The organism is Variovorax paradoxus, assembly GCF_902712855.1.
In the GTDB taxonomy this organism is placed as follows: domain Bacteria; phylum Pseudomonadota; class Gammaproteobacteria; order Burkholderiales; family Burkholderiaceae_C; genus Variovorax; species Variovorax paradoxus_Q.
Map to the genome: position 1 here is coordinate 1,430,838 of NZ_LR743507.1, position 20,988 is coordinate 1,451,825.

20 protein-coding genes are annotated in these 20,988 nt (G+C 60.5%); 15 read left to right on the forward strand and 5 right to left on the reverse strand.

From position 1 onward, the window contains the following. Nucleotides 1-7 precede the first annotated feature (7 nt). Genes AACL56_RS06360 through AACL56_RS06420 form a run of 13 tightly spaced genes read left to right on the forward strand, consistent with a single transcriptional unit; the run spans nucleotide 8 to nucleotide 12,581 of the window. Nucleotides 8-2,479, forward strand: coding sequence for a hypothetical protein (locus tag AACL56_RS06360; RefSeq protein WP_339088978.1), 2,472 nt, complete (start codon nucleotides 8-10; stop codon nucleotides 2,477-2,479). Beyond that, entirely contained in the window at nucleotides 2,476-3,474 is a 999-nt protein-coding gene (locus tag AACL56_RS06365) for a glycosyltransferase (RefSeq protein WP_339088979.1), read from the forward strand. The genes AACL56_RS06360 and AACL56_RS06365 overlap by 4 nt, the downstream gene beginning before the upstream one ends. 59 nt (nucleotides 3,475-3,533) lie before the next feature. Next, complete coding sequence (locus AACL56_RS06370) at nucleotides 3,534-3,878, forward strand: hypothetical protein (RefSeq protein ID WP_339088980.1); 345 nt, start codon at nucleotides 3,534-3,536, stop codon at nucleotides 3,876-3,878. A 20-nt stretch (nucleotides 3,879-3,898) separates the two neighbouring features. Beyond that, a complete protein-coding gene (locus AACL56_RS06375; RefSeq protein WP_339088981.1) occupies nucleotides 3,899-4,972 on the forward strand; it encodes a hypothetical protein in 1,074 nt (357 codons plus the stop codon). Nucleotides 4,973-4,987: 15 nt separating this feature from the next. Further along, the gene (locus tag AACL56_RS06380; protein ID WP_187113771.1) at nucleotides 4,988-5,275 is read left to right on the forward strand and encodes a hypothetical protein; all 288 of its coding nucleotides are present in this window, start codon (nucleotides 4,988-4,990) and stop codon (nucleotides 5,273-5,275) included. Between the two features lie 2 nt (nucleotides 5,276-5,277). Then, on the forward strand, nucleotides 5,278-5,979 hold the full coding sequence (locus AACL56_RS06385) for an SDR family NAD(P)-dependent oxidoreductase (RefSeq protein WP_339092810.1): 702 nt from the start codon (nucleotides 5,278-5,280) through the stop codon (nucleotides 5,977-5,979). Then, a complete protein-coding gene (locus AACL56_RS06390) occupies nucleotides 5,979-6,641 on the forward strand; it encodes an MBL fold metallo-hydrolase (protein ID WP_339088982.1) in 663 nt (220 codons plus the stop codon). The genes AACL56_RS06385 and AACL56_RS06390 overlap by 1 nt, the downstream gene beginning before the upstream one ends. Continuing rightward, complete coding sequence (locus AACL56_RS06395; protein WP_339088983.1) at nucleotides 6,631-7,653, forward strand: 3-oxoacyl-ACP synthase III family protein; 1,023 nt, start codon at nucleotides 6,631-6,633, stop codon at nucleotides 7,651-7,653. Before AACL56_RS06390 ends, AACL56_RS06395 begins: the two co-directional genes overlap by 11 nt. Before the next feature lie 10 nt (nucleotides 7,654-7,663). Next, nucleotides 7,664-9,010: an ANL family adenylate-forming protein gene (locus AACL56_RS06400; protein ID WP_339088984.1), complete on the forward strand. Its 1,347-nt coding sequence runs from the start codon at nucleotides 7,664-7,666 to the stop codon at nucleotides 9,008-9,010. A 17-nt stretch (nucleotides 9,011-9,027) separates the two neighbouring features. Then, nucleotides 9,028-9,795 (forward strand): PIG-L deacetylase family protein, encoded by a 768-nt coding sequence (locus AACL56_RS06405; RefSeq protein WP_339088985.1) that lies wholly within the window; start codon nucleotides 9,028-9,030, stop codon nucleotides 9,793-9,795. Further along, complete coding sequence (locus AACL56_RS06410; RefSeq protein WP_339088987.1) at nucleotides 9,792-10,652, forward strand: phytanoyl-CoA dioxygenase family protein; 861 nt, start codon at nucleotides 9,792-9,794, stop codon at nucleotides 10,650-10,652. The genes AACL56_RS06405 and AACL56_RS06410 overlap by 4 nt, the downstream gene beginning before the upstream one ends. Before the next feature lie 26 nt (nucleotides 10,653-10,678). After that, on the forward strand, nucleotides 10,679-11,680 hold the full coding sequence (locus AACL56_RS06415) for a class I SAM-dependent methyltransferase (protein ID WP_339088988.1): 1,002 nt from the start codon (nucleotides 10,679-10,681) through the stop codon (nucleotides 11,678-11,680). Then, nucleotides 11,664-12,581, forward strand: coding sequence for a hypothetical protein (locus AACL56_RS06420; protein WP_339088989.1), 918 nt, complete (start codon nucleotides 11,664-11,666; stop codon nucleotides 12,579-12,581). The genes AACL56_RS06415 and AACL56_RS06420 overlap by 17 nt, the downstream gene beginning before the upstream one ends. Nucleotides 12,582-12,590: 9 nt before the next feature. Here the strand turns inward: AACL56_RS06420 and AACL56_RS06425 are convergent, their stop codons facing one another. Further along, nucleotides 12,591-12,968 carry an EamA family transporter gene (locus AACL56_RS06425; protein WP_339088990.1) on the reverse strand — a complete coding sequence of 126 codons (378 nt, stop codon included), beginning with the start codon at nucleotides 12,966-12,968 and terminating at the stop codon, nucleotides 12,591-12,593. Between the two features lie 157 nt (nucleotides 12,969-13,125). On the opposite strand from AACL56_RS06425, the gene AACL56_RS06430 reads away from it, so the two are divergent. Both AACL56_RS06430 and AACL56_RS06435 read left to right on the forward strand, forming a co-directional pair. Then, nucleotides 13,126-14,223: a hypothetical protein gene (locus AACL56_RS06430; RefSeq protein ID WP_339088991.1), complete on the forward strand. Its 1,098-nt coding sequence runs from the start codon at nucleotides 13,126-13,128 to the stop codon at nucleotides 14,221-14,223. Between the two features lie 20 nt (nucleotides 14,224-14,243). Next, nucleotides 14,244-15,377, forward strand: a complete 1,134-nt coding sequence (locus AACL56_RS06435) for an acyltransferase family protein (RefSeq protein WP_339088992.1) — start codon at nucleotides 14,244-14,246, stop codon at nucleotides 15,375-15,377. Here AACL56_RS06435 and AACL56_RS06440 read toward each other — a convergent pair whose 3' ends face one another. From AACL56_RS06440 to AACL56_RS06455, 4 genes are all read right to left on the reverse strand, one after another. Further along, nucleotides 15,378-16,532: an alginate O-acetyltransferase AlgX-related protein gene (locus tag AACL56_RS06440; protein ID WP_339088993.1), complete on the reverse strand. Its 1,155-nt coding sequence runs from the start codon at nucleotides 16,530-16,532 to the stop codon at nucleotides 15,378-15,380. A 1-nt stretch (nucleotide 16,533) separates the two neighbouring features. Further along, entirely contained in the window at nucleotides 16,534-17,952 is a 1,419-nt protein-coding gene (locus AACL56_RS06445; RefSeq protein WP_339088994.1) for an MBOAT family O-acyltransferase, read from the reverse strand. 8 nt (nucleotides 17,953-17,960) lie between these two features. Continuing rightward, nucleotides 17,961-18,923, reverse strand: coding sequence for a class I SAM-dependent methyltransferase (locus AACL56_RS06450; protein WP_339088995.1), 963 nt, complete (start codon nucleotides 18,921-18,923; stop codon nucleotides 17,961-17,963). Between the two features lie 97 nt (nucleotides 18,924-19,020). Further along, nucleotides 19,021-20,943, reverse strand: a complete 1,923-nt coding sequence (locus tag AACL56_RS06455) for a hypothetical protein (RefSeq protein ID WP_339088996.1) — start codon at nucleotides 20,941-20,943, stop codon at nucleotides 19,021-19,023. Nucleotides 20,944-20,988: the final 45 nt, after the last annotated feature.

The window sequence follows — 20,988 nt, forward strand, 5'->3', positions numbered from 1 at the left end:
ACGGCGAATGAATGAACAAATCGCCGTCTCGCATTTTTCTGATCGCTGCCCAATGACTTTTAGATGGACCGCCGTGCTTGTCTTGCTCCTCGCGGGCATCGTGGCAACGGTGACAGGGTTGCAGCAACTGAGCTGGCATTCGATCGCAGCCCTGCGGTGGGATGCGTTGAGGCCCTATGCCGTCGTGCTGGCGGGCGGCATGTTGTTTGTCGAGGTAGGTTCGCGCTGGCTCAGCATCCACCGCATCGCGGTCGGCGCGATCGCGGCCGCCGCGATCGCTCTCGCCACAGGCACCGCGGGCGCGTCGCTGGTAGTGGCGTGGATTGCACTTTCGAGCTACGTTCTGGGCTCGACGGTCCTCACTGTATGGACCAAACACCCAGACAACAAGCCTTCGGCTTTGATCGCCATGCTTGTCGGGGCTGTCATCTATGGTTCGCTGATCGGCCTCGCTGCACATCGGCCAGTCAACTATCCCGGCGTTTATGCGTTTGCCCTGGCTTTGCCAGTCGCGCTAGGGTGGCGGCACGTTTGCGCGGCTCTGATGTCGATGAGGACTTTCGCGCGCAGCAAGTCGACATCCTGGTTGGACCTGCTGATCGTTGGTGTAGCGCTGCTTCATTTCGTCGTGGGGCTGATGCCGGAAACCGGCCACGATGCGCTTGCGTCGCATCTGTTCATTCCCGCTCATCTAGCGGCGCGCCATGCCTGGGGCTTCGATGTCAGTCTTTATGCGTGGGCGGTGATGCCGATGATGGGGGACTGGCTGTTCTCCCTAGGTTACATGCTGGCGGGCGAAGAGGGTGCGCGACTTGTCAATGTCGGCTTTGTTTTGGCAACCTGCTTTTTGGTTCGCGAACTTGTGCTGTGGGCTGGCGGCAGCCGAGCCGGGGCGAAATGGGGCGCGTTGCTCTTGCTTACGACGCCTTTGACGCTGCTGGAAAGCAGCAGCTTGTACATCGAATCTGTATGGGCCGCATTTGCCGTCGCTGGCTCGCTCTCTCTTTTCAGAGCATTGCAACGCGACGGGCAGCGTGCCGCTGACATTCGCTCGGCAGCGATTCTGCTAGGAGGCGCGCTGGCTGCGAAAGCGATCACTCTGGCAATCCTGCCCGGATTGCTCATCGTGTTCCTGTTGCGCTTTCGTGCGTGGACATCGAAGGCGTCGGCAGGGCGATTTGCGCGCGCCCTGGGGCTCTTCGCGATGGTGGGTTGTATTCCTTATTTCGCCGCGTGGGTGATCACCAGGAATCCGCTGTTTCCCTACTTCAACGAAATCTTCCGTTCGAAGCTTTGGCCCCTCTCCAACTTTCAGGACTCGCGTTGGACAAAGGGCTTCAAGTGGGACACGCTCTACCAAGCGACCTTCCACACAGAGACTTTTCTGGAGAGCTGGCCTGGCGCGAGTGGTTTCCAGTGGTTGCTGCTTCTGCTGCCCGCAGTCGTGCTGGTGGCCCGCAAAGGAAAACAGCGCGCGCTGGCGATTCTCTTCGTAGGTGCTGCTTCGGCGGTGATTACGTTTCAGTCCATCGCCTACCTTCGCTACATCTTCCCAGCCTTCGTGTTGATGGTCGCGTTGATCGCAGCCGCGTTCTCCCAATCGGAGATCGCTTGGCCGACCGGCAGGAGGGTGCTCTGGATCGCTGGCGCCTTCGTCGTGCTGCTGAACCTCCTTTTCCTGAAGTCGGGCACCCATTACGCGGACATCTTGGCGCAGCCGCTGCTCAGTCAGACCGGCAGGGAAGCCTTCTTGCGCGAGCGGCTTCCCATTCGCAGCGCCGTCGACGTAGTGAACAAGCTCAACCTCGACGATTCGCGGGTCGCGGTGTTCTCCTCACCGCTGGGCGCAGGCCTTCACGCCGATGCGCTGTACCCCAGTTGGTACAACCCGAACTTCGAGCGCGCCGTGACCGCTGCCGATTCAGCCGACTCGATGGCTAAGGCGCTGGTGCTTGCCGGTGGCGACTATCTCATTCTCGACAGCAGTTGGGGCACATCCGCGCAGAGAAAACTGATCGAGGAGGTGAGCGACCCGGTCACCGCGTTCTCGCCCATTGCGGTGCGTCGCGTCAAGGATCAATATCGGTTCGCGCAGGAACTGCTGCGCAACCCTGAATTCGCCACGGACGACGGCTGGTATCTGCCTCCTGGCATGTCGAGCAGGCGCGCGGACGGCATTTCGGTCAATGTGACGGCCGTGGCTACGCAGCAGGTTCCCGTGGTTGCCGGACGTCGCTATAAGAACAGCGCGAGGAGCGTCTGCGAAACGCAGCCGACGCAGGGGCGCCTGCAGGTGAACTGGATGGATGCGAAGGGCCGATTTATCGGGACGAACATCCAAGTCTTTGAATGCGTTGCCCAGGCGACGACCTATTCCATGGAAGTCAGGGCGCCCCGAAAAGCAGCCACTGCCGTTATCTATGCCTCGGGCCAGACCGACATCCCCGTCACCTTCAGTGAAGTATCTTTCAAACAATGACCTCCACCAGCTACGAAACGCAGATGTCGAGTGCCCGGATCGCGGTCGTGATCCCGTCCTACAAAGTCACCCGGCACATCGCGCCGCTGATTGCATCTATCCCGTCGTACGTGTGGAAAATCTACGTAGTGGACGACGCCTGTCCCGACCAATCGGGTAATTTTGTCAAGGCCAATTGTTCCGATCCGCGAATCACCGTCGTTTTTCATGAAGTCAACCAAGGCGTCGGCGGTGCGGTAATGACCGGTTACCGCGCCGCCATAAAGGACGGGGCCCAGGTCATCGTGAAGATCGATGGCGACGGGCAGATGGACCCGGCGCTCATTCCGAATTTTGTAGACCCCATTCTTTCGGGGGAGGCCGATTACACCAAGGGAAACCGGTTCTTCGACCTGGAGAAGGTCCGCGCCATGCCGAAGGTCCGCCTCTTCGGCAATGCGGTTCTCTCGTTGATGACCAAGCTCTCATCCGGCTATTGGGATCTCTTCGATCCGACGAACGGCTACACGGCCATTCACGCGCGTGTGGCTGAACACTTGCCCATGGAAAAATTGAGCCGGCGCTACTTTTTTGAAACTGATGTGCTTTTTCGGCTCAATACGTTGCGTGCGGTGGTCATGGATGTGCCTATGGAAGCGCAATACGGCGACGAGGTGAGCAATTTGAAAATATCCAAAATCGTGACTGAGTTTCTTTTCAAGCACGCCAGAAATTTCATGAAGCGAATCGGCTATAACTACTATCTACGCGATATGTCGCTCGGTTCGCTCGAGTTGCCGGTTGGACTATTGCTGTTTTGTGGTGGCGGTGTTTTCGGTATTTACCACTGGGCCAATTCGATGCGCGCCGGCGTTGAAACCTCGTCAGGCACGGTAATGCTCGCTGCACTTCCCATCCTGATGGGAATTCAACTGATTCTTTCATTTTTTGGTCAAGACATTGCCGCGGTTCCGCGCACACCTTTGCACAAGAAGATTTCACGGCATGTGCTGTGACTGATTCACCGAAAATTATTTATCTAAACAACGGACGAAGCGGTCAAATGATTAATGTCATGCTGACATTGCTGTTTGCAATGATCATGGGTTCAGGGCAGCTGGTGCTGTCTCAGGCTTCCAAGGAAGTTTTTTCTCTGGGAGGCTTGTCGATCAATGCGCTGATCACCAGTAAATGGCTTTGGCTCGGAATCTTCATTTATGGTTTTGCCATGATCTTCTGGGTCTATATCCTGTCGCGTTTCGACGTGAAGTACGCGTACCCTATTTCCTCAACCGCCATATTCTTCACCGCCATTTTCCAGGCCATCATTCAGCGCAACATGCCCAGCGGAAGTTATTGGCTGGGCTTGGCGCTGGTCGTAGCGGGCCTCGTCGTTCTTTCGATCGACAAGAAGATCTGAGTGCTGGCGTCGCAACACCGATGAACAAGATTCGACTGGAGGCGCTGCAGGCGGACGGACTCGACGAGCAGATCGCTGTCGGTGCTGCGGTGTATTCGACTCCCGAAGTCACCGACCGCGAGCATCTTCGCTGGAAGCACCTGGGCAACCCGGCCGGCGTATCCACAAGCATCAGCGCACGAAACCCGCAAGGTGACCTGGTGGGGCGCTCGTTCCTGCAGCCGCGACGAGTATCGCTAGACGCGGCAGAGTCGTGCACAGGAGCCACTGTCACCGACCTCGTGGTGAAGCCTGGAGAGCGCAATGCCGCCACCATGATCTCGATGACCCGTGCGGTGCGGGCGCCCGAGGGAGTCGACGTCGTGTTTCACACCTCGAACGAGGTGAGCGACATCTTCTATCGCAAGCTGTTCAAGTTCCCGGTGGCGTTTACCTTGCAGGCTGCGGGCTTGCCGATCGGCGTCGCTGGTGCGATCGGGCGCTTCGTGTCGAACCGTGCGCTCATCGCGTTCGGCAATTCCCTGGCGTCGCCTTGGCGGTTGCTGATCCGCGTGGGCGCGGGAGTTTGCGCATGGGGCACCCGGCTGGCGTTCGGTCCGGTGCCGCAGGAAGTCGAAAGGGCCGAGGTGTTTCGGCGCTTCCGGAACTATGCAGGGCCGCACCTCGCGCGAGACGATGCGTTTGTCGACTGGCGGTTTTCTAAAGGCACTTTGTTCCGCGGCGACGTCAAGTGGCTCTGGAAAAAACAGGAATGCCTGGGCTATCTGGCGTTCAAGCAGGTCGAACTGGCCGGGCTGAAGATCATGGTCATCATGGACTCGGTGTTGTTGAGGCCGCTGTCGGGCGGAGAATCGGTGCACTTGAAGCTTATGGCGGCGCGCATGGCGGCGGACGCCGGTTGTGATGCGGTGTTCACCATCGCAAACCTGCAGAACCCGGCCTTGAAATGGATGGGCGGTTTTCCGTTCCTCGGCATTCCCGACCGCCATCTGCCGCATCCGACACCAATATTCGTTCATGCTGTCGAGGGCAGGCGCGGCGCCATGGCGCGAGCGGACCTGTTCTTTTCGCTGGCAGACCTAGACTATTTTTAAACTAGAAGGAACATCATGAGTGATTTGGCAAAACAGATCGTCGACGAGGCGATCCTCGAAGTGAACGCGGACCAAGACGCCGACGCGCAGATCGCGAACGAGCCGAACACCGCGCTGCTCAGCGAAGGCAGCAACGTCGATTCGCTCGCGCTGGTGCGCCTGCTGCTTGCCGTCGAGCGACTCATCGAAGAGAAAACTGGCAAGGCCATCACCGTGGTGGACGATACCGCCTTCGAGACCGAGCAGAGCCCGTTCGCTACCGTCGGCACGCTGCTGCAGCACGTGACCCACCTTCTGGCTTGAACATGCAGGACGGCCGCATTCTGATCACCGGTGCCAGCAGAGGCCTGGGCCGTGGGCTGGTCGAGCGGCTTCTCGCGGCCGGTGCGATCGTGTCGGGTTGCTCGCGGCAGTCGTCCGACATCGAGCACCCGAATTACACCCATTTCATCGTCGACATCAGCGACGAGCCGAGTGTCGTCGCCATGTTCAAGGACATCGCGGCGCTCAAGGTGCCGTTGACGCTGCTGGTCAACAACGCGGGCGTTTCGCAGGCCAGCCTGGGCATCCTGACGCGAGCGGCCAATGCCGAGGCCATCATCCGCACCAACCTTCTTGGAACCTTTTTTGTTTCCCGCGAAGCGCTCAAGCTGATGCAGCGTCAAAAGTACGGCCGCGTCGTGAACTTCTCTTCCATCAACGTCCCGCTGGGCAGCGCCGGCAGTTCCCTCTACAACGCCAGCAAGGCCGGGGTGGAGGCGTTCTCAAGCGTCCTCGCCAGGGAGTGCGGCAACGCCGACATCACGATCAACACGCTGGGCCTGTCGCTCGTGAACAATTCAGGCATGCTCGACGCGCTCGGCGAGAAGGCCGTGTCCGCCAAGCAGTCGAACATGCTGAAGCCGACGGTCCTCGATGTGGACGAGATCCTGCATGCGGTGAATTTCTTCGCTTCCCCGCTGGCGCGCAACATGACGTGCCAGACCCTCTATTTTGGGGGACTCTGATGACCGCCAGCACGAGCCACGTCGCCAGCAACACGGGCACCGACAGCGTTTCGACTTTCACCAACGGCAAATGGCGGCAGAACTGCTATGTGGTCGGCAACGCGCAGCACAAGGCGCTGATCGTCGACCCGGGCAGTGACGCCGAAGGCCTCGTCGCGCTGATCGACGCCCTCGGCGTGACGCCGGTGGCTATCGTCAACACGCACGCGCACTACGACCACATTGGCGCGGTGGTCGCGTTGCAAGAAAAGTTCAGCATTCCGTTCTACCTGCACGGTGACGATGCCAAGCTGATGAAGCAGGCCAACATCTACAAGATCCTGTTCGAGAGCAAGACCAGCATCAAGGTGCCGGAGTTCGACCGAAATCTGGCTGAGATTGAGGGCAACGAACTGGCGCTCGACGGGTTCGTCGTACGCATCGTGCGTACGCCAGGCCACACGCCCGGGAGCATCTGCCTGATCGTCGGCAATAACCTGTTCAGCGGTGACACGCTGCTGCCGGGAGCACCCGGCAGGACCGATCTGCCTGGTGGCGACAAAATGAAGCTGGCGCAAACGCTGGAAAGTCTGCGCCAGCTGGACGCTGGCTATCTCGTGCATCCGGGCCACGGCAAGCCGTTCGCCCTGGGCGAGTTCTGGAGCAAATTCGATGACAAATAACGCCGGTGTCGGCATCGAGGGCATCGGCTACAGCCTCGGCGCCCTGACCGTGACCAATGACCAGTTGCAGGCCGAGAACCCGCACTGGGACATGTCCAAGACCATCGAGCGAACCGGTGTGTCCTCCAGGCCGATCGCAGCCGAAGGAGAAACTGCGCTCGACCTCGCGATGCAAGCGAGCGTCGACGTGTTTCAGCGCCTCGATATCGGCGCGGCCGACATCGACGCGCTGATCTTCTGCACGCAGACACCGGACCATGTGCTCCCGCCCAACTCGGTACTGCTGCATGGCCGGCTCGGCATGCAGCCCTCGGTCATGGCCTTCGACATCACGCATGCCTGCTCGGGATTCGTCTATGCGCTGGGCATTGCGCGCAGCCTCGTGATCAGCGGCACCGCACGCCGCGTGCTGGTCGTCACCGCGGACACCTATTCGCGCCTGGTGCATCCGCTGGACCGGTCGATCCGGCCGTTGTTCGGCGACGGCGCCGCAGCCACGGTGGTTTCCGCGCAGCAGCCGAAGCTGCGTGTGATCGACGCAAGCTTCGGCACGTCCGGAAAGAATGCCGAGCGCTTTATCGTGAAGAACGGCGGCGCCCGCTATGCGTCGACCGCCGGCGGTGCGCCCGCCGAACCCGACCGCAGCGGCCGCATCTACAGCGACGATCACATCCGCATGGACGGCATCGGCCTGCTGAGCTTCTTCAACAACGCCGTGCCGACGGCGGTGCGCGACATGCTCGGCAAGCATGCGCTCGCCGTTTCCGACATCTCGCTGTTCGTGTTTCACCAGGCCAGCCGGCTGGCGCTCGACGGCATCTCGCGTGCGCTGCAGATACCCGAGCAGAAGATGGTCGTCGACATGGAGAACACGGGCAATCTCGTCTCGGCCTCCATTCCCGTGGTGCTGGCCAAGCTCATCGACAAGGGTGTCGTTGCCGAAGGCCAGACCATCGTTCTTTGCGGCTTTGGCGTGGGTTTGTCCTGGGCCACCGTTCTCATTCAAGTTTGAAGGCCAGACCGTGAGCCAGATCCAATTTCTTCTCGACCGATTCGCGTCGAAGCCAGAAGCTCCGGCGGTTGTCTTCCGTGGCGCTTCCGTCAATTACGGCGAACTGTCCGCCGCCATTGCGCAGCAGCAGCAAGCGCTGGAAGCTGCAGGCGTGCAACCCGGCGTGCCGGTGATCCTGCGTGGCGACTACTCGGCGCTGGCCGTGAGCATGCTGCTCGCACTCATCGAGCGTTGCTGCATCATCATTCCGCTGACGCCCGAGGCCTACGACAGCCTCGGCGCTTCGATCGACGACGTGGCGCCCGAATGGTTGATCGACGTGTCGAAGACCGAGGCCAGCTTCGAGAAGCTCGCCGCGAGGCCGTTGCCTGATCTGTACAAGATCGTGATCGAGCGCGCCGCGCCCGGCTTGGTGCTCTTCACTTCCGGCTCGTCGGGTAAGCCCAAGGCCGTGGTGCACGATTTCTCCAAGCTCATGGAGAAGTTCCACGCGGTTCGCCCCGCGATGATCACCCTGAACTTCCTGCTGTTCGACCATTGGGGCGGCCTCAACACGTTGCTGCATTGCCTGTCGAACCTGTGCCTCATCGTCGTGCCAGCCGGCCGCTCGCCCGAGCAGGTGTGCGCGCTGGTGGCGGCACACCGCATTGAACTGCTGCCCGCCACGCCGAGCTTTCTGAGCATGCTGCTGATCAGCAAGGCCTACCTGGGGCACGACCTCGGCTCGTTGAAGCTCATCACCTACGGCGCCGAACCGATGCCCGAGACGACGCTGAGGAACCTGCGCAAGGTGTTCCCCGGCATCGAGCTGCGCCAGACCTACGGCATGATCGAACTGGGTGTCTTGCGCGCAAAGTCGCGTTCGCCCGATTCGCTGTGGGTCAAGCTTGGCGGCGAAGGCTACAACGTGCGCGTGGTCGACGGCATGCTGCAGATTCGCGCCGATTCCGCGATGCTGGGCTACATCAATGCGCCGAGCCCCTTCACGGATGACGGTTTCCTCATGACGGGCGATTTGGTCGAAACCGACGGCGAATGGATCCGCGTGCTGGGGCGGCAGTCCGACATCATCAATGTCGGTGGCCAGAAGGTGTACCCGGCCGAAGTCGAGGCCGTGCTGCTCGATTGCCCCGAAGTGGCGGATGCCGTGGTGTACGGCGAGCCCAACCCGCTGCTGGGCAAGATCGTCTGCGCGCAGGTCATCCTGCGCGAGGGCTTCGACGAGGCCGCGGCGCGCAGCGGCATCCGCAAGCTGGGCAAGGAACGGCTCCAACCGTTCATGATCCCGGCAAAGATCAAGTTCGTGACCGAGATCGCCCAGTCGCACAGGCTCAAGCGCGTACGCGCCAAGTCTTGAACGCCAACTGTCGTGGCATGACCGCAAGCACCGCACTTTTTCTCTTTGCGCACCAGGACGACGAGTTCGGTGTGTTCCAGAAGATCCTCGATGAACGGGTCGCCGGCGCGCGGGTGGTCTGCGCGTTCATGACCACGGGCACGGTGGGCGATGCGTCTCCCGAGGCGCGCAATCGCGAGTCGCTTGCCGTCCTGGAAAAGCTCGGCGTTGGCGCGGGCGACGTGTTGTTCGTGGGGCAGCAGCTCCAGATCGACGACGGCGCATTGATGTATCGCCTCGGCGATGCTGCTGCCTGGTTGCGCGGCTGGATCGACGGCTGCCCATCGCTGTGCGGGCTGTACCTGCCAGCGTGGGAGGGCGGTCATCCCGACCATGACTCGTTGCACGCTGTAGGCGTCACCGTGGCTCGGCAAGCAGGGCTGCTGCATCTTGCACGGCAATCCTCTCTCTACAACGGCTACAAGCGCCCGGGTCAACTCTTCAATGTCATGCGCCCGCTACCCATGAATGGGCCGGTGGAGCCTGTTGCGGTCCCATGGAGAAACCGTATCGCGTTCATGCGCCATTGCCTCAGCTATCCGACGCAGCGCAAGACCTGGATCGGGCTGTTTCCGTTCGTGCTGCTGCACTATGTGTTTGGCGGGCGGGATGCGATGCAGCCGGTGTTTCCCGAGCGGCTGGCCTCGAGGCCGCATGAAGGGGCGCTTTACTATGAGCGGCGGCAATTCACTACTTGGGCGGAGCTCAGCGGGCGCGTTGCTGCGTTTACGGACTCGAACACTTGACCGACTGGATGTCGGGCACCCACACCTCAAGGGCAATCATGTCGGCGCTTAGCAAGATTCCATCGCAGTCCTACGGCATTCTGCAACGCGGGGCGGCGTCGACGATGCTGGACCAAGCCGTCGAGCAGGTTCGGGTCCTGGGCTATGCCACGCTCGACGCCGGGTATGCCGACAGCGAGCTGGACGCCATCTCGAAGACATTCGACGCTTCGCTCGCGAGCTATCAGAGCGAACACGGCCTGCCGTTTCTCAAGGACCTTGACGAGCACAACAACATTAGGCTGATGTCCACGCGAGGCGACGGCATGTTTCTGCGCCTGGCCCTCAACCCGAACCTGCTGCAGGTCCTGGGAAAACTGATCACTGGGAAGTTCATACTCAACCAGCAGAACGGCATCGTCAATCCGCCGAAAGAAGATTACAACCAGGGCGCGTGGCACCGTGACCTGCCGTACCAGCACTTCACCTCGTCGACGCCTTTGGCGATCAATGCACTCTTCTGCGTTGACGATTTCACGTTCGAGAACGGCGCGACATTCGTGCTGCCGGCTTCGCACAAGAGCGCCGAGTTTCCGTCCGATGCCTACGTACAGAAGAATGCGGTGCAAATCCCGGCGAAGGCCGGCCAGTTCATCCTGTTGGATTGCATGACGTTCCACTCGGGCGGCTACAACGCCAGCAACAAGGTACGGCGGGCGGTCAACCACCTTTACAACATCCCGTACTTCAAGCAGCAGATCAATATCCCTGCGAGCGTCGATGGCGCCGGTTTGTCGCCACAAGCGCGAGAGATTCTCGGATTCGATTTTCAGGAACCCAAAACTCTCGGCGAATTTTTCGGTACGCGAAAGAAATAACTCGGACCCAGCAGTCCGTTCAAGAGATGACAAAGAACTCACCACTTCTTCAAGCCTTCTGCGATCCCGTGACGCATGAGCCATTGATGCAGGCTGAAAAAGGTCTTTCAAGCCGCTCGGGCGTGTCGTTCGAATTCCTGGATGACGAGTGCCGGGTCGTCGATTTCATTGCGCCCTCCATCGTCTCCGCGGCCGACGACGTCAACCTGCAGATGTACAACGACGAGCAGTCGACGGAAAAGTATCGCAACTTTCTGAACTGGCTGTTCGCGACCTTCAATGTCGAGGAAGCAAACTTCCGTGCCGATCTGACGCGAAGGTTGAACCTGAATCGCGGCATGAAGGTTCTCGTCGTCGGATGCGGGCTAGGCGAAGACATCCCCGCCATCCTGGAAGCCATCGGTCCCGAGGGCGAGTTGCATGCACAGGACATCAGCAAGTCGATGGTCCAGAACGCGAGCACGCATCTGAGGGCTGACAACGCCAGCTTCTCGGTGTCCAATGCCACCCAACTGCCCTACCGGTCGCGCTACTTCGACGTGGTGTTTCACTTCGGCGGCATCAATCTGTTCGGCGATATGAAGAAAGCGATTGCCGAGCTTGAACGCGTCTGCAAGATCGGTGGACGTGTCATGTTTGGCGACGAGGGCATCGCGCCGCACCTCAGAGGCACCGAATATGCCGACGTGCTGATCAACAACAACGGCCTATGGGCCCTGCATGCGCCAGTCGATTCCTTGCCGCACAACGCGGAGGACATCCACGTCAGCTACGTCCTGGGAAATTGCTTCTATCTGATTTCCTTCGCTCCGACCGAAGGACTACCGAAGGTCGATCTGGACATTCCCCACATCGGCACGCGCGGCGGCTCCGCCCGCACGCGGTACTTTGGAAAGATCGAGGGCGTCACCGAGAAAACCAAGCTCAAGCTGGCGGCCGCTGCAAAGCGGCGTGGCATCTCCGTCCATGATCTGCTCGAAGCGCTCATCAACGAGAATACCGAGAGCGAAGATGGAACGCTGGGTTAAGCAGGGTCTGCTGTACTCGCTGCCCGAGGGTGGCCTGCATCCGAAGCTGATGTCGCATGCGGCCAACCCGCTGGCTGTACACCTCGAAGGAGACGTGTACAGGATCTTCTACAGCGCCAGAGATGCTCAGAATCGCTCATCGGTGGGTGCTGTGGACATGGACATACGCCAGAGAAGAGTGGTTCAAGAGCACACCGAACCCTTCTTCGAATTTGGCGCACCCGGCAGCTTCTATGCGGACGGCGTGAGCATCGGCAACTGCTACGAAGCCAACGGGCGGCATTACATGCTTTTCATGGGTTGGCAGGCTCCGCCTGGCCAACATTGGCGCGGCGACATCGGACGCCTCGTGGTGCGCGACGACCTGACCCTCGAGCTCGACAGCCCCGGGCCTTTCATGGGCTCGGACGCCACGGACCCCATCAGTCTCTCGTATCCCTGGGTAATGAAGGTGGGTGACGGCTACCGAATGTGGTATCCGTCGACCATCGCTTGGGAAGCCGGCAACGGCGAGATGCTCGCGGTGCTCTACGGCGCCGAATCAGCGGACGGCGATCATTGGGAACGCAAGGGATTGGCGGTTCCCTATGCGCTCGGCAAGGCCCAGGCGTTTTCACGGCCGAACGTCCTGCGCGGACGGGATGCAGGATACGAGATGTGGTTCTCGTACCGCAGCGGCACGGGCCAGAGTTACCGCATCGGATATGCAAGGAGCCCGGATTGCGACCATTGGGAACTGGCACTCTCCGATGCAGGCATCGATGTGTCGGCAAGCGGATGGGATTCGGACATGATCGAGTACCCGTTTGTTTTCGAGCACGGCGCTCAGCGCTACATGCTCTACAACGGCAACGGGTACGGAAAGACCGGGTTCGGTATTGCGGTGTGGTCGGAATCTTGAGCGCCGAATTCAACCTCGCGCGATCACGACGGTGCCCGCTGCAATCATCGCAACGCCGATCAACTTGGCCGCGGTCAGTGGTTCGTTGAGAAACCAGACGCTCAGGACCAGCACCACCACGAAGTTCAAACTCATGTAGGGATAAGCCTCGCTGAGCTCGAACTTCGACATGGCGGCGATCCAGGCCAGCGAGGCGAGAAAGGCGGCGAAAAGGCTCGACAGCACCCATGGGTCGAAAAGCACGCCGAAGACAAACTGAAGCTTGCCCATGAGGTCGGCCGGAAGGCTTCCGAATTTGCCCACACGCCATTTGAGAATGAGTTGACCGTAAACGGTGAATCCGATGGTGGCGGCGATATAGATGTAGTCGGCCAGGCGTGAAAACATGGGTTCTGCTGTACGTAAAAGTTAGGAAAAATTGATCTTGGTGCTCGATTTTGGTTCGAGCCCAGCGAATCGCATTTTAGAATAATTCAAGATATTTGGCGGGGAAATTATGAATGTGTCTGATTCGCGAGGGGGGCGCGAAAAAAATCTTAGCCCCATGTTGATTCTCGTCGCGCTGGCTGGCGCACTGATGTTCTCCATGCCGATGACTCCTTATCTGGAGCAGGGCAGCGATATCAATCTTCATATTGAATATGCAAGAACCATTCATCAGGCCTCCGACATTGTTTCGCCTCATTTTCTATTCCAGATCCTGCTGATTGGCATTGCCCAGGCAACAGGTCTTGATTTCGAGAGGGGAACAATTTTTTTGATGGCCGCGTGCTATGCCGGAATGGCTGCAATCATTGCCCAGAGAATTCGCAACTCTGCGAGCGAATCCGGTGTTGGCGTGGTTTTCATGGTCACGCTGGGTGTGTTGGTTGCATCGCACATCTTTGCGCAAACATTTTTCAAATACAATTTTCTGTATGGCTATATCGCCCCGGTTGTCTATCACAATCCAACGCAGGTGTTGTGCAAAATATTGGCAGTAATTTCAATTTACGCCTATTTTGCGCTTGCGTTTGATTCGAGAGAAGATTTTTATCTCAAGTTGATGTTGCCGCTGAGCATCGTTCTTTCGGCAATCGCAAAGCCTTCTTTTCTCATTGCATTTCTTCCATGCGCTTGCTTGGTCGAATTGATAAGAGTCGTTCGTGGGTCATGGCGACCGGCATTGCGCAACATTGTCTTGATTGCGGGGCCTGCCATCGTCGCACTTGCACTCCAGTTCCGTATGACCTACGAAGGGACCGGTTCGGGCTTGGGGTTCGCGCCGTTCAAGGTTTATGGTGGGGCTATTGAGGTTTTGACAAAGCTACCGGCATCTCTTTTGTTTCCTGTTGCGGCCCTGATCGTGCTAGCAGCCGCCGGCAAGGTTTCAGATAAATTGAAATTTTCCTGGTTCCTTTATGCCGTGGGGATGCTCATCAGTCTGTGCGTGATAGAGACCGGCCCGCGTTTGATGCACGGAAATTTTGCTTGGACCGGGCAGGCGGTGACTTTCATTCTCTATGTAGAAAGCGCGATTGCGCTGGTCGCGATTTCTTGGAGGAAATCAATTCTGGCGTGGATCGCCTTTGCAATTCACGTGATATTTGGTGCGATCTGGTTTGCGACACCCTACTTCATGCTCGTCGGTACTTACTGGTGAGCAAGAGGAAGGGCATCGTTATGGACGCGAAGGAGAATCTTCCTGCCAGCTTTCCCTCGACAGAGCAGGGCCGGCTTCTGTTTCTCGACGGCCTTCGCGGCTGGGGTGCATTGATCGTTCTGGTTTATCATGTATTTCTGGATGCATTTCCAATAAATTCGGACGTGACCATCGCGCTTCGGAAATTTTTTTTCTTCAATGGGGTGCTGGCCGTCTGGATATTTTTTCTGGTGTCGGGCTTGTCGCTTTCCGTCGAATTCTGTCGTCGGCGCGATCAGCAGTCACTGACAAAAATTGCTCTAGGGCGCTATGTGCGGCTGGCAGTTCCAATTCTGTGCGCGACTTTCATCCTTTATCTTTTCTTCGTCACCGGTCTTATTCTTCCCGCTGAACAGCGCCTTCCCAATTTTCAGGGCTTCCTGCCTGTCGCACCGTCGCTTTGGGATGTCGTCAGATCTTCCTTATTCGATACGTTTTTTGACTACAGCTTCAGCAAGGCGTTGATCGGGCCGCTGTGGACCATGCGCTTCGAGCTATGGGGATCGTGCCTTGTTCTCGGCGCGCTGTATGTCGCAGGTCGGCTCGAGCGGCGCATGCTCGTCTATGGGGCGTTGGCGGTCGTGGCGTACTTCATTCATCCCATCTACACGGCATTTGTTTTTGGCCTTGTGCTTGCCGAGATTCATGTGTCGACCCCTCGGTCACCCAGCGCGAGCCTGTGGTCCAAGGCCTCGTTGCTGCTCTTGGTGCCAGGGATCTATGGCGCCAGTCTCCTGCCCCGGGCCGGAAACGATCCGTTCGGCGCCTGCCTGACGGTCGCGACGCTTCTGATCATTCCGTGCATCTTCAACGCGACCCTGGCCAAGATGCTTTCGGGCCCCGTGAGTCGCTATCTGGGCCGGATCTCGTTCCCTCTCTACCTCATACACGGACCGTTGTTGCTCGCCTATGGCAACCGCGCGTACCAATGGATCGACCAGCCGACCGATCTGGAAAAACTCTGGCTGAATCTCTCGATTGCCGCGGTCAGCATCGCCTCTGCAACGATGCTGACGCCCATCGATCGATGGGGAATTCGCGCCGCGAAGGAGCTCAGGGACTTCTTGTTGGCTCGCAAAAAGCCTGCGAGTGTCTTCCTGCCGGAAAAGCCGTGACTACCGCGAGGCGCGCGCCTGCAGCAGTTCGATGGAGTGCGTGACATCCGTCTTGTCAGCAAAGGCAAGCAGCGCAGCCTGCTGTACTTCGATGAACTGCACCGTGACCCACCGGGCATCCGAAGGTATGGCCGAGGTGATCGCCGACAGGCGCAAGCCCTCGCCCCAGCGCAAACGGTAAGACGACTCGAAATACGCCGCCATGCCATTGCGCATCCATGCGTCCATGAAGCTGTCGCCCACGAACAGAACTGGGTGCAGCAAACCTTGACTGCCGGGAGCGACGTGGCTGACGTCGGTATACGGCGCCGGCCCGGACACGCTGGTGAATCCCCTTGGCCATTGCCACGACGGCGTCACGAAGAGAGACTTTTCGGACGGCGAACGCAGTAGCGGCATGAAGCGGGCAATGCCGCCGCTGTAAGACTGCGTTTCGTAGCGCAGCGGATGCGTCCACGTGCTGCCCGCAAGCCCCTCAGCGTGGCTCATCGCGTCGACAACACTCTTGGCCACCGGATAGGCCGCGGGGTCGTTCCAGTGAAAGTCGGTGCGATGGAAGATCGGACGCGTTTTCTCGACTTCCTTCAGGATGGCCGTGCTGTCGATGAAGGTCAGGTTGGGCACCTGCTTCAGCCTGTCGAGCAGGCTGTCGATGCGCCGCAGCGATGGCCGCTCTGCAACCGAGGCCGGCAATTTGTCGGGCAGGAACCGGTCGCCCAGCAGGTTGACGACCATCACCATGCCGATGCCCTTTTGCTGCAGGGCTTCGGCATAGCGCCGCACGCCGTCGACCACTGCGGCCTCGTGCGTGCCGAGGTAGGCGTCGACGGCCGGCTTTTCGACGTCGAGCGTGCTGCGGTAGAACAGGTAGCCGTCCTGGCCCACGTGAACCTTGTCGGACACGCGGAACAGGCGGTAGTCGACCGTGGCCTTGAGCCGGATCAGCAGCGCGCGAAACCCGAAGTGGTCCGAGAACCAGCTGTTGGCCTGCTGCAGGTAGCGATCGGGGTGCGCCATGCTCGGCGGGGCCGCAAGCGTGCGCTGCTCGTCGATGGTCATCTCCGGCAGCCATCGCGTGGCCATCTGCAGGCCCGGCAGCAGCGTCAGGACGAGGAAGGCCGCTATGAAGATCCGGCGTGTGGCGGTGGAGCGCATCTCAGAAGCGGAAATAGATGAACGGATTGAATCCGTTGGCTGCGATCAGCATGGCCGAGTAGGCGAAGAGCACGAGGGCGCCCAGCGATAGCACCGGCGCGGCGATCGAGTCGCCTGCACGTTGCCAGGCGGAGAGCCGCCAGTTTTCGGGCACCAGCACCGCCACGCTGCCGATCACCAGAAAGAGCAGCTTGTCGGATGTCAGCACAGACCATGCGGCTGCAGGCGTCTCGCCTGCGGTCACGCCGGCCATTGCCATCAGGTAGTGCCCGGCCACGCCGGCCGACGGCGCCCTGAACAGCACCCAGCCGACCATCACCAGCAGCAGCGTGGTCAGCCAGCCGCTGAAGCCGCGCGGCGTCCAGCCGAACCGGTTCAGCGCCAGCCGCTCGATGACCAGCAGCACGCCATGGAACAGCCCCCACAGCAAGAAGGTGTAGGCCGCTCCGTGCCACAGGCCGCACAGCACGAACACGATGAGCAGGTTGAGGTACGTGCGCACCGGCCCCGCGCGGTTGCCGCCCAGCGGGATGTACAGGTAGTCGCGGAACCAGCGCGACAGCGTCATGTGCCAGCGCCGCCAGAACTCGGTGATGCTGTGCGACCGGTAGGGCTGGTTGAAGTTTTCCGGAAACTTGAATCCCAGCATCCGGCCCATGCCGATCGCCATGTCGGAGTAGCCCGAGAAGTCGAACAGGATCTGCAGCGTGTACGCCAGGATGCCGATCCAGGCGGCGGCGGTGCCGAGCTGGTCGGCCGGCAGTCCGAACATGCGGTCGGCGACCACGCCCACGTTGTCCGCAATGACGATCTTCTTGGCCAGGCCGAGGCAGAAGCGCAGCAGCCCGGCATGCACGTCTTCCAGGCGAACGGGGCGGTGCTGGATGCGGCTCACCAGCTCGCTGTAGCGCACGATGGGCCCTGCGATGAGCTGGGGGAACAGCGTGTGGTACATGCCAAAGTCGACCAGCGTGGTCGCTGGCGGCGCGTCGCGCCGGTAGATGTCGACGATGTACGAGATGCCCTGAAACGTGAAAAACGAAATGCCCGCAGGGAGCACGATGTCGCTGAGCGTCCATGAAGCGGGCATGTGGAGTGCAGCGGCCGCGTCCAGTGCTGCGCGCTGCATGAAGTTCCAGTACTTGTAATAGATCAGCGGTACCAGGTTGGCGACCACGCCGACCGCCAGCAAGGCACGGGCTCGGCCGTCGGCGGGCATGCGGTAGAGCGCGTTGCCGATGATCGCGTTAACGACCACCGACCCCAGCAGGACCACCGACACCAGCCCGGCGTCCACGAAATAGAACGCAAAGCTCGCCAACATCAGGAACGCGTTGCGCGAGCGGGCGGGGAGAACGAAATACAGCAGGAACACGATCGGCATGAAGCCGAACAGGAAGCCGGGCGAACTGAAAGTCACTTTGCGTTCTAGCCCTTGAACATTCGACGCGCGGCGCGCAGCGGCTTTGTGATGCGCCAAGACAACGAATTCTCGACCCCGCCGCGTGCGGCTTCGCTGCGGGCGAGTTCGCTGCTCAGCGCTTCATTGCGAGCGTGGGTCTCCTTGATGGTGCGGTCGTACTGTTCCAGCAGGCTGGCCGCGCGGAGGTGGTCTTTCTGCAGCGTGCTCAGTTCCTTGTCGACATTGGCCAACTGAGCGAGCACTCGCTCGACGTCCGAGGCCTTGGAGGCCAGTTCCTGGCGCGTACTCTCGAGCTCCCAGCGGCGTAGCGTGGATTCGCCCAAGCTGGAGAAGACTTCCTTGACCGCCTTGGCGTGGGCCTGCTCCTTGGGCAGGTTCAGAAGCTTGCGCACTTCCGCCGGCTGATTGGGGCCGACGGCCAGCACGCCCAGGCCTGCCGAGTGATCGAACTCGAAGCCGGGATACTTCTTCGTGATCTCGGCCCAGTATTGCCAGACCCCGAAGTCGCGCTCGCGCACGTTGGTGTCGTGGAACAGCACAATGGCGCGGTCCGACAACTTGGGCAGCCAGCTCTCGAAGTCATGCTTCACGGCCTCGTAGGTATGGAGCCCGTCGATGTGCAGCAAGTCGACCGAGCCGTCCTCGAAATAGGTCGTGGCCTCGTCGAAGGTCATGCGCATGAGACGCGAAAAGCCCGCGAAATGCTTGTCGTTGAACGCCGCCAGGTCGTTGTAGACGCTGTCGCCATAGAAGCCCGCGTGTTCGTCGCCCTGCCAGGTGTCGACCGCATAGCACTTGGTGGTGAGGCCCTCGTTCTGCACGGTCTGGCAGAACGCCGCATACGACATGCCGAAGTGTGAGCCCAGCTCGACCAGCACGCGAGGCTGCTGCACGGCGGTGAGCCATGCGCCGAAGGGCACATGCCCGGTCCAGCCGCTGGAGACCAACCGGAGCGGGCGGATGAACATGGCCAGGTTGGGCTGGATAGCGTCGAGGATCATTGGGTTTCTGGCTTGTGTGTGGCTGGAAAAAGCGGGCTCGATTGTGCAGCAGGCCTGGCAAGCGCTATTTCGGTGTTACTGAGAAGCGGCCGACCTTGATCACGGTGCCCGTGAAAAGCTGCTCGATGGCGATTTCATGCTCGCCTTCGCTGAAAAGCGCCGGGGCGAAAGCTGCCGTGATGGCGGCCGGGGAGATGCCGGTCGACGACGCGGGTTTGCCGTCCAGAGTCATCCGGACGTCACCGATGTCGTCCGCGTCAGCGACCTGCACCCAGATGCCGGCGCTGCCGTTCGGCTGCGCGTTCGGCACCGTACCGGCAGTTGCCGAGCGCGGTCCCCAATTCAGGATGCGCATCCTTGCGGCACCGGCGGCCAGCTTGGCGAGTTCCTCAGTACTCTTCTGCAGGAATTCGGGCTTGCTGGCGAGCCCGGGGTTGCCCTTAGCAACGAAGAGCTCGAGTTCGGGCTTGAGCGGATTGGGCACGCGCTGAAAGTTTTCGGCAAAGTACCGGTAGGTCAGCGGATGCGAGTTCTTGAAGCGCAACTGTTCGTCGCCATCGAGTGCCAGGTCGTAAATCAGCGCAAAGCCCGGGTCGGCGGCCTTGATTCGCGCGATTTCCACCTCCTCGAACTCAGCGGGGCGGGGGAACAGCGCATAGATCTCCCACACCGGCGACTTCTGGTCCAGCAGCGCGTAGGCCCCGGGCCAGAGCGGCGCAGCGACGAAGTTTCGTCCCCCGGCCGCGTACTGTCTGGCAATCCGGCGGAGGACGTCCACTTCCTTGGCAGTGATCGGGTCCACGCGCATGCGGCTGGCGGACACTTCGACGTCCACGCAGCGTTCGCTGGAGCGGCATTCCCAGCCTGCGTGATAGCCATACATCGTCAAGACACTGGCCGCGAGCAGCGCGCCCGCGACCCCCCAGCGGGTTCTTGCGCCCGGCTTTGCAAGTGCGAGCGCGAAACAGCCAACGAGCAGCGGGAAAATCCCGAAAGCCAGGTGATAGAAGTCTGCGCGCGAGAAGGCGTAGTGCGCATACGGCAGTGCAAGGAACGCGGATGCGGCAAACGCAGGCACCACCGGCTTGCGCTGCCAGCGGCTCCAGACCACCAAGATCAGCGCAACGATGCCGAACACGAGCGTCGCGAGGAAGAACACGCCGAGCATCACGTCGCGCACAATGGCCACCACCGGGCCTGAAAAGTTGGCGCGCCAAGGCCAGGGCACGGGCAGGCCGATGTTGGTCGCCTTGATTTCGAACAGGAAGCGAATGCCCTCCCAGTACGCCGATGCGAACCCGGGAATCATTAGCAGCATCGCGACAACGGGCAAAAAACCGAGGGCGACGCCGGCGGCGAACAGCAGCGCTGCGCGCACGACCGCGGGGCCCTGCGTGCGGTGGAGATTCAGCCAGAGGATGGTCGCGCCCGCCGCGGCAAGTCCGTACATGCCGTGGTTGCGGCCCATGATGGCCGAAAAGCCCACGCACACGCCCGTCAGAACGTAGCGGCGCGCGGTGGGGGCCTCGATCAGCATCGTCAGCGCGCCGATCAGCAGGATCGACGCGCACATGTCCGCCATCTTGAAGTGCGGAATCATCCAGACAGCCATTGCGACGGACGCGGTGACGAGATACAGGAGCTTCCGGTCTGGTCGTGCATCTCGGGCGATGACCAACAGAGCGCAGAAAAGTCCTGCCGCCTGCAGGATGGCGCCCGAGGCGCGCAACCCGAGCATGCCTGTGTCGCCGCCCCAGAGCCCCATCAGCGCGGCGGACCAGTAGTAGCGGAACGGGTCATAGGCCTGGAAGTCGCGCAGCGGGACCTCGCCGTGCATGACGCGCTGCACGCCGTACCAGAAGAAGCCTTCGTCCCACAGATTCAGTCCCTTGGCGCCTTCCAAAAGAAAAAGCGCGAGCGCCGTCATGACGGAGATAGCGAGGATCGGAAGCTGCCGGGCTTTGGCGGAAGGAATGGATGCGTGCATCTGTGGCGGCTGGCTAGGTCGTGTAACCGCGTGGAGGCCAGGCGC

Excerpts from the sequence above, each read along its gene's own strand:
- AACL56_RS06360 (WP_339088978.1), top strand. The coding sequence starts at position 8 with ATGAATGAACAAATCGCCGTCTCGCATTTTTCTGATCGCTGCCCAATG.
- AACL56_RS06365 (WP_339088979.1), top strand. The coding sequence starts at position 2,476 with ATGACCTCCACCAGCTACGAAACGCAGATGTCGAGTGCCCGGATCGCG.
- AACL56_RS06370 (WP_339088980.1), top strand. The coding sequence starts at position 3,534 with ATGCTGACATTGCTGTTTGCAATGATCATGGGTTCAGGGCAGCTGGTG.
- AACL56_RS06375 (WP_339088981.1), top strand. The coding sequence starts at position 3,899 with ATGAACAAGATTCGACTGGAGGCGCTGCAGGCGGACGGACTCGACGAG.
- AACL56_RS06380 (WP_187113771.1), top strand. The coding sequence starts at position 4,988 with ATGAGTGATTTGGCAAAACAGATCGTCGACGAGGCGATCCTCGAAGTG.
- AACL56_RS06385 (WP_339092810.1), top strand. The coding sequence starts at position 5,278 with ATGCAGGACGGCCGCATTCTGATCACCGGTGCCAGCAGAGGCCTGGGC.
- AACL56_RS06390 (WP_339088982.1), top strand. The coding sequence starts at position 5,979 with ATGACCGCCAGCACGAGCCACGTCGCCAGCAACACGGGCACCGACAGC.
- AACL56_RS06395 (WP_339088983.1), top strand. The coding sequence starts at position 6,631 with ATGACAAATAACGCCGGTGTCGGCATCGAGGGCATCGGCTACAGCCTC.
- AACL56_RS06405 (WP_339088985.1), top strand. The coding sequence starts at position 9,028 with ATGACCGCAAGCACCGCACTTTTTCTCTTTGCGCACCAGGACGACGAG.
- AACL56_RS06415 (WP_339088988.1), top strand. The coding sequence starts at position 10,679 with ATGACAAAGAACTCACCACTTCTTCAAGCCTTCTGCGATCCCGTGACG.
- AACL56_RS06420 (WP_339088989.1), top strand. The coding sequence starts at position 11,664 with ATGGAACGCTGGGTTAAGCAGGGTCTGCTGTACTCGCTGCCCGAGGGT.
- AACL56_RS06425 (WP_339088990.1), bottom strand. The coding sequence starts at position 12,968 with ATGTTTTCACGCCTGGCCGACTACATCTATATCGCCGCCACCATCGGA.
- AACL56_RS06430 (WP_339088991.1), top strand. The coding sequence starts at position 13,126 with ATGTTGATTCTCGTCGCGCTGGCTGGCGCACTGATGTTCTCCATGCCG.
- AACL56_RS06435 (WP_339088992.1), top strand. The coding sequence starts at position 14,244 with ATGGACGCGAAGGAGAATCTTCCTGCCAGCTTTCCCTCGACAGAGCAG.
- AACL56_RS06440 (WP_339088993.1), bottom strand. The coding sequence starts at position 16,532 with ATGCGCTCCACCGCCACACGCCGGATCTTCATAGCGGCCTTCCTCGTC.
- AACL56_RS06450 (WP_339088995.1), bottom strand. The coding sequence starts at position 18,923 with ATGTTCATCCGCCCGCTCCGGTTGGTCTCCAGCGGCTGGACCGGGCAT.
- AACL56_RS06455 (WP_339088996.1), bottom strand. The coding sequence starts at position 20,943 with ATGCACGCATCCATTCCTTCCGCCAAAGCCCGGCAGCTTCCGATCCTC.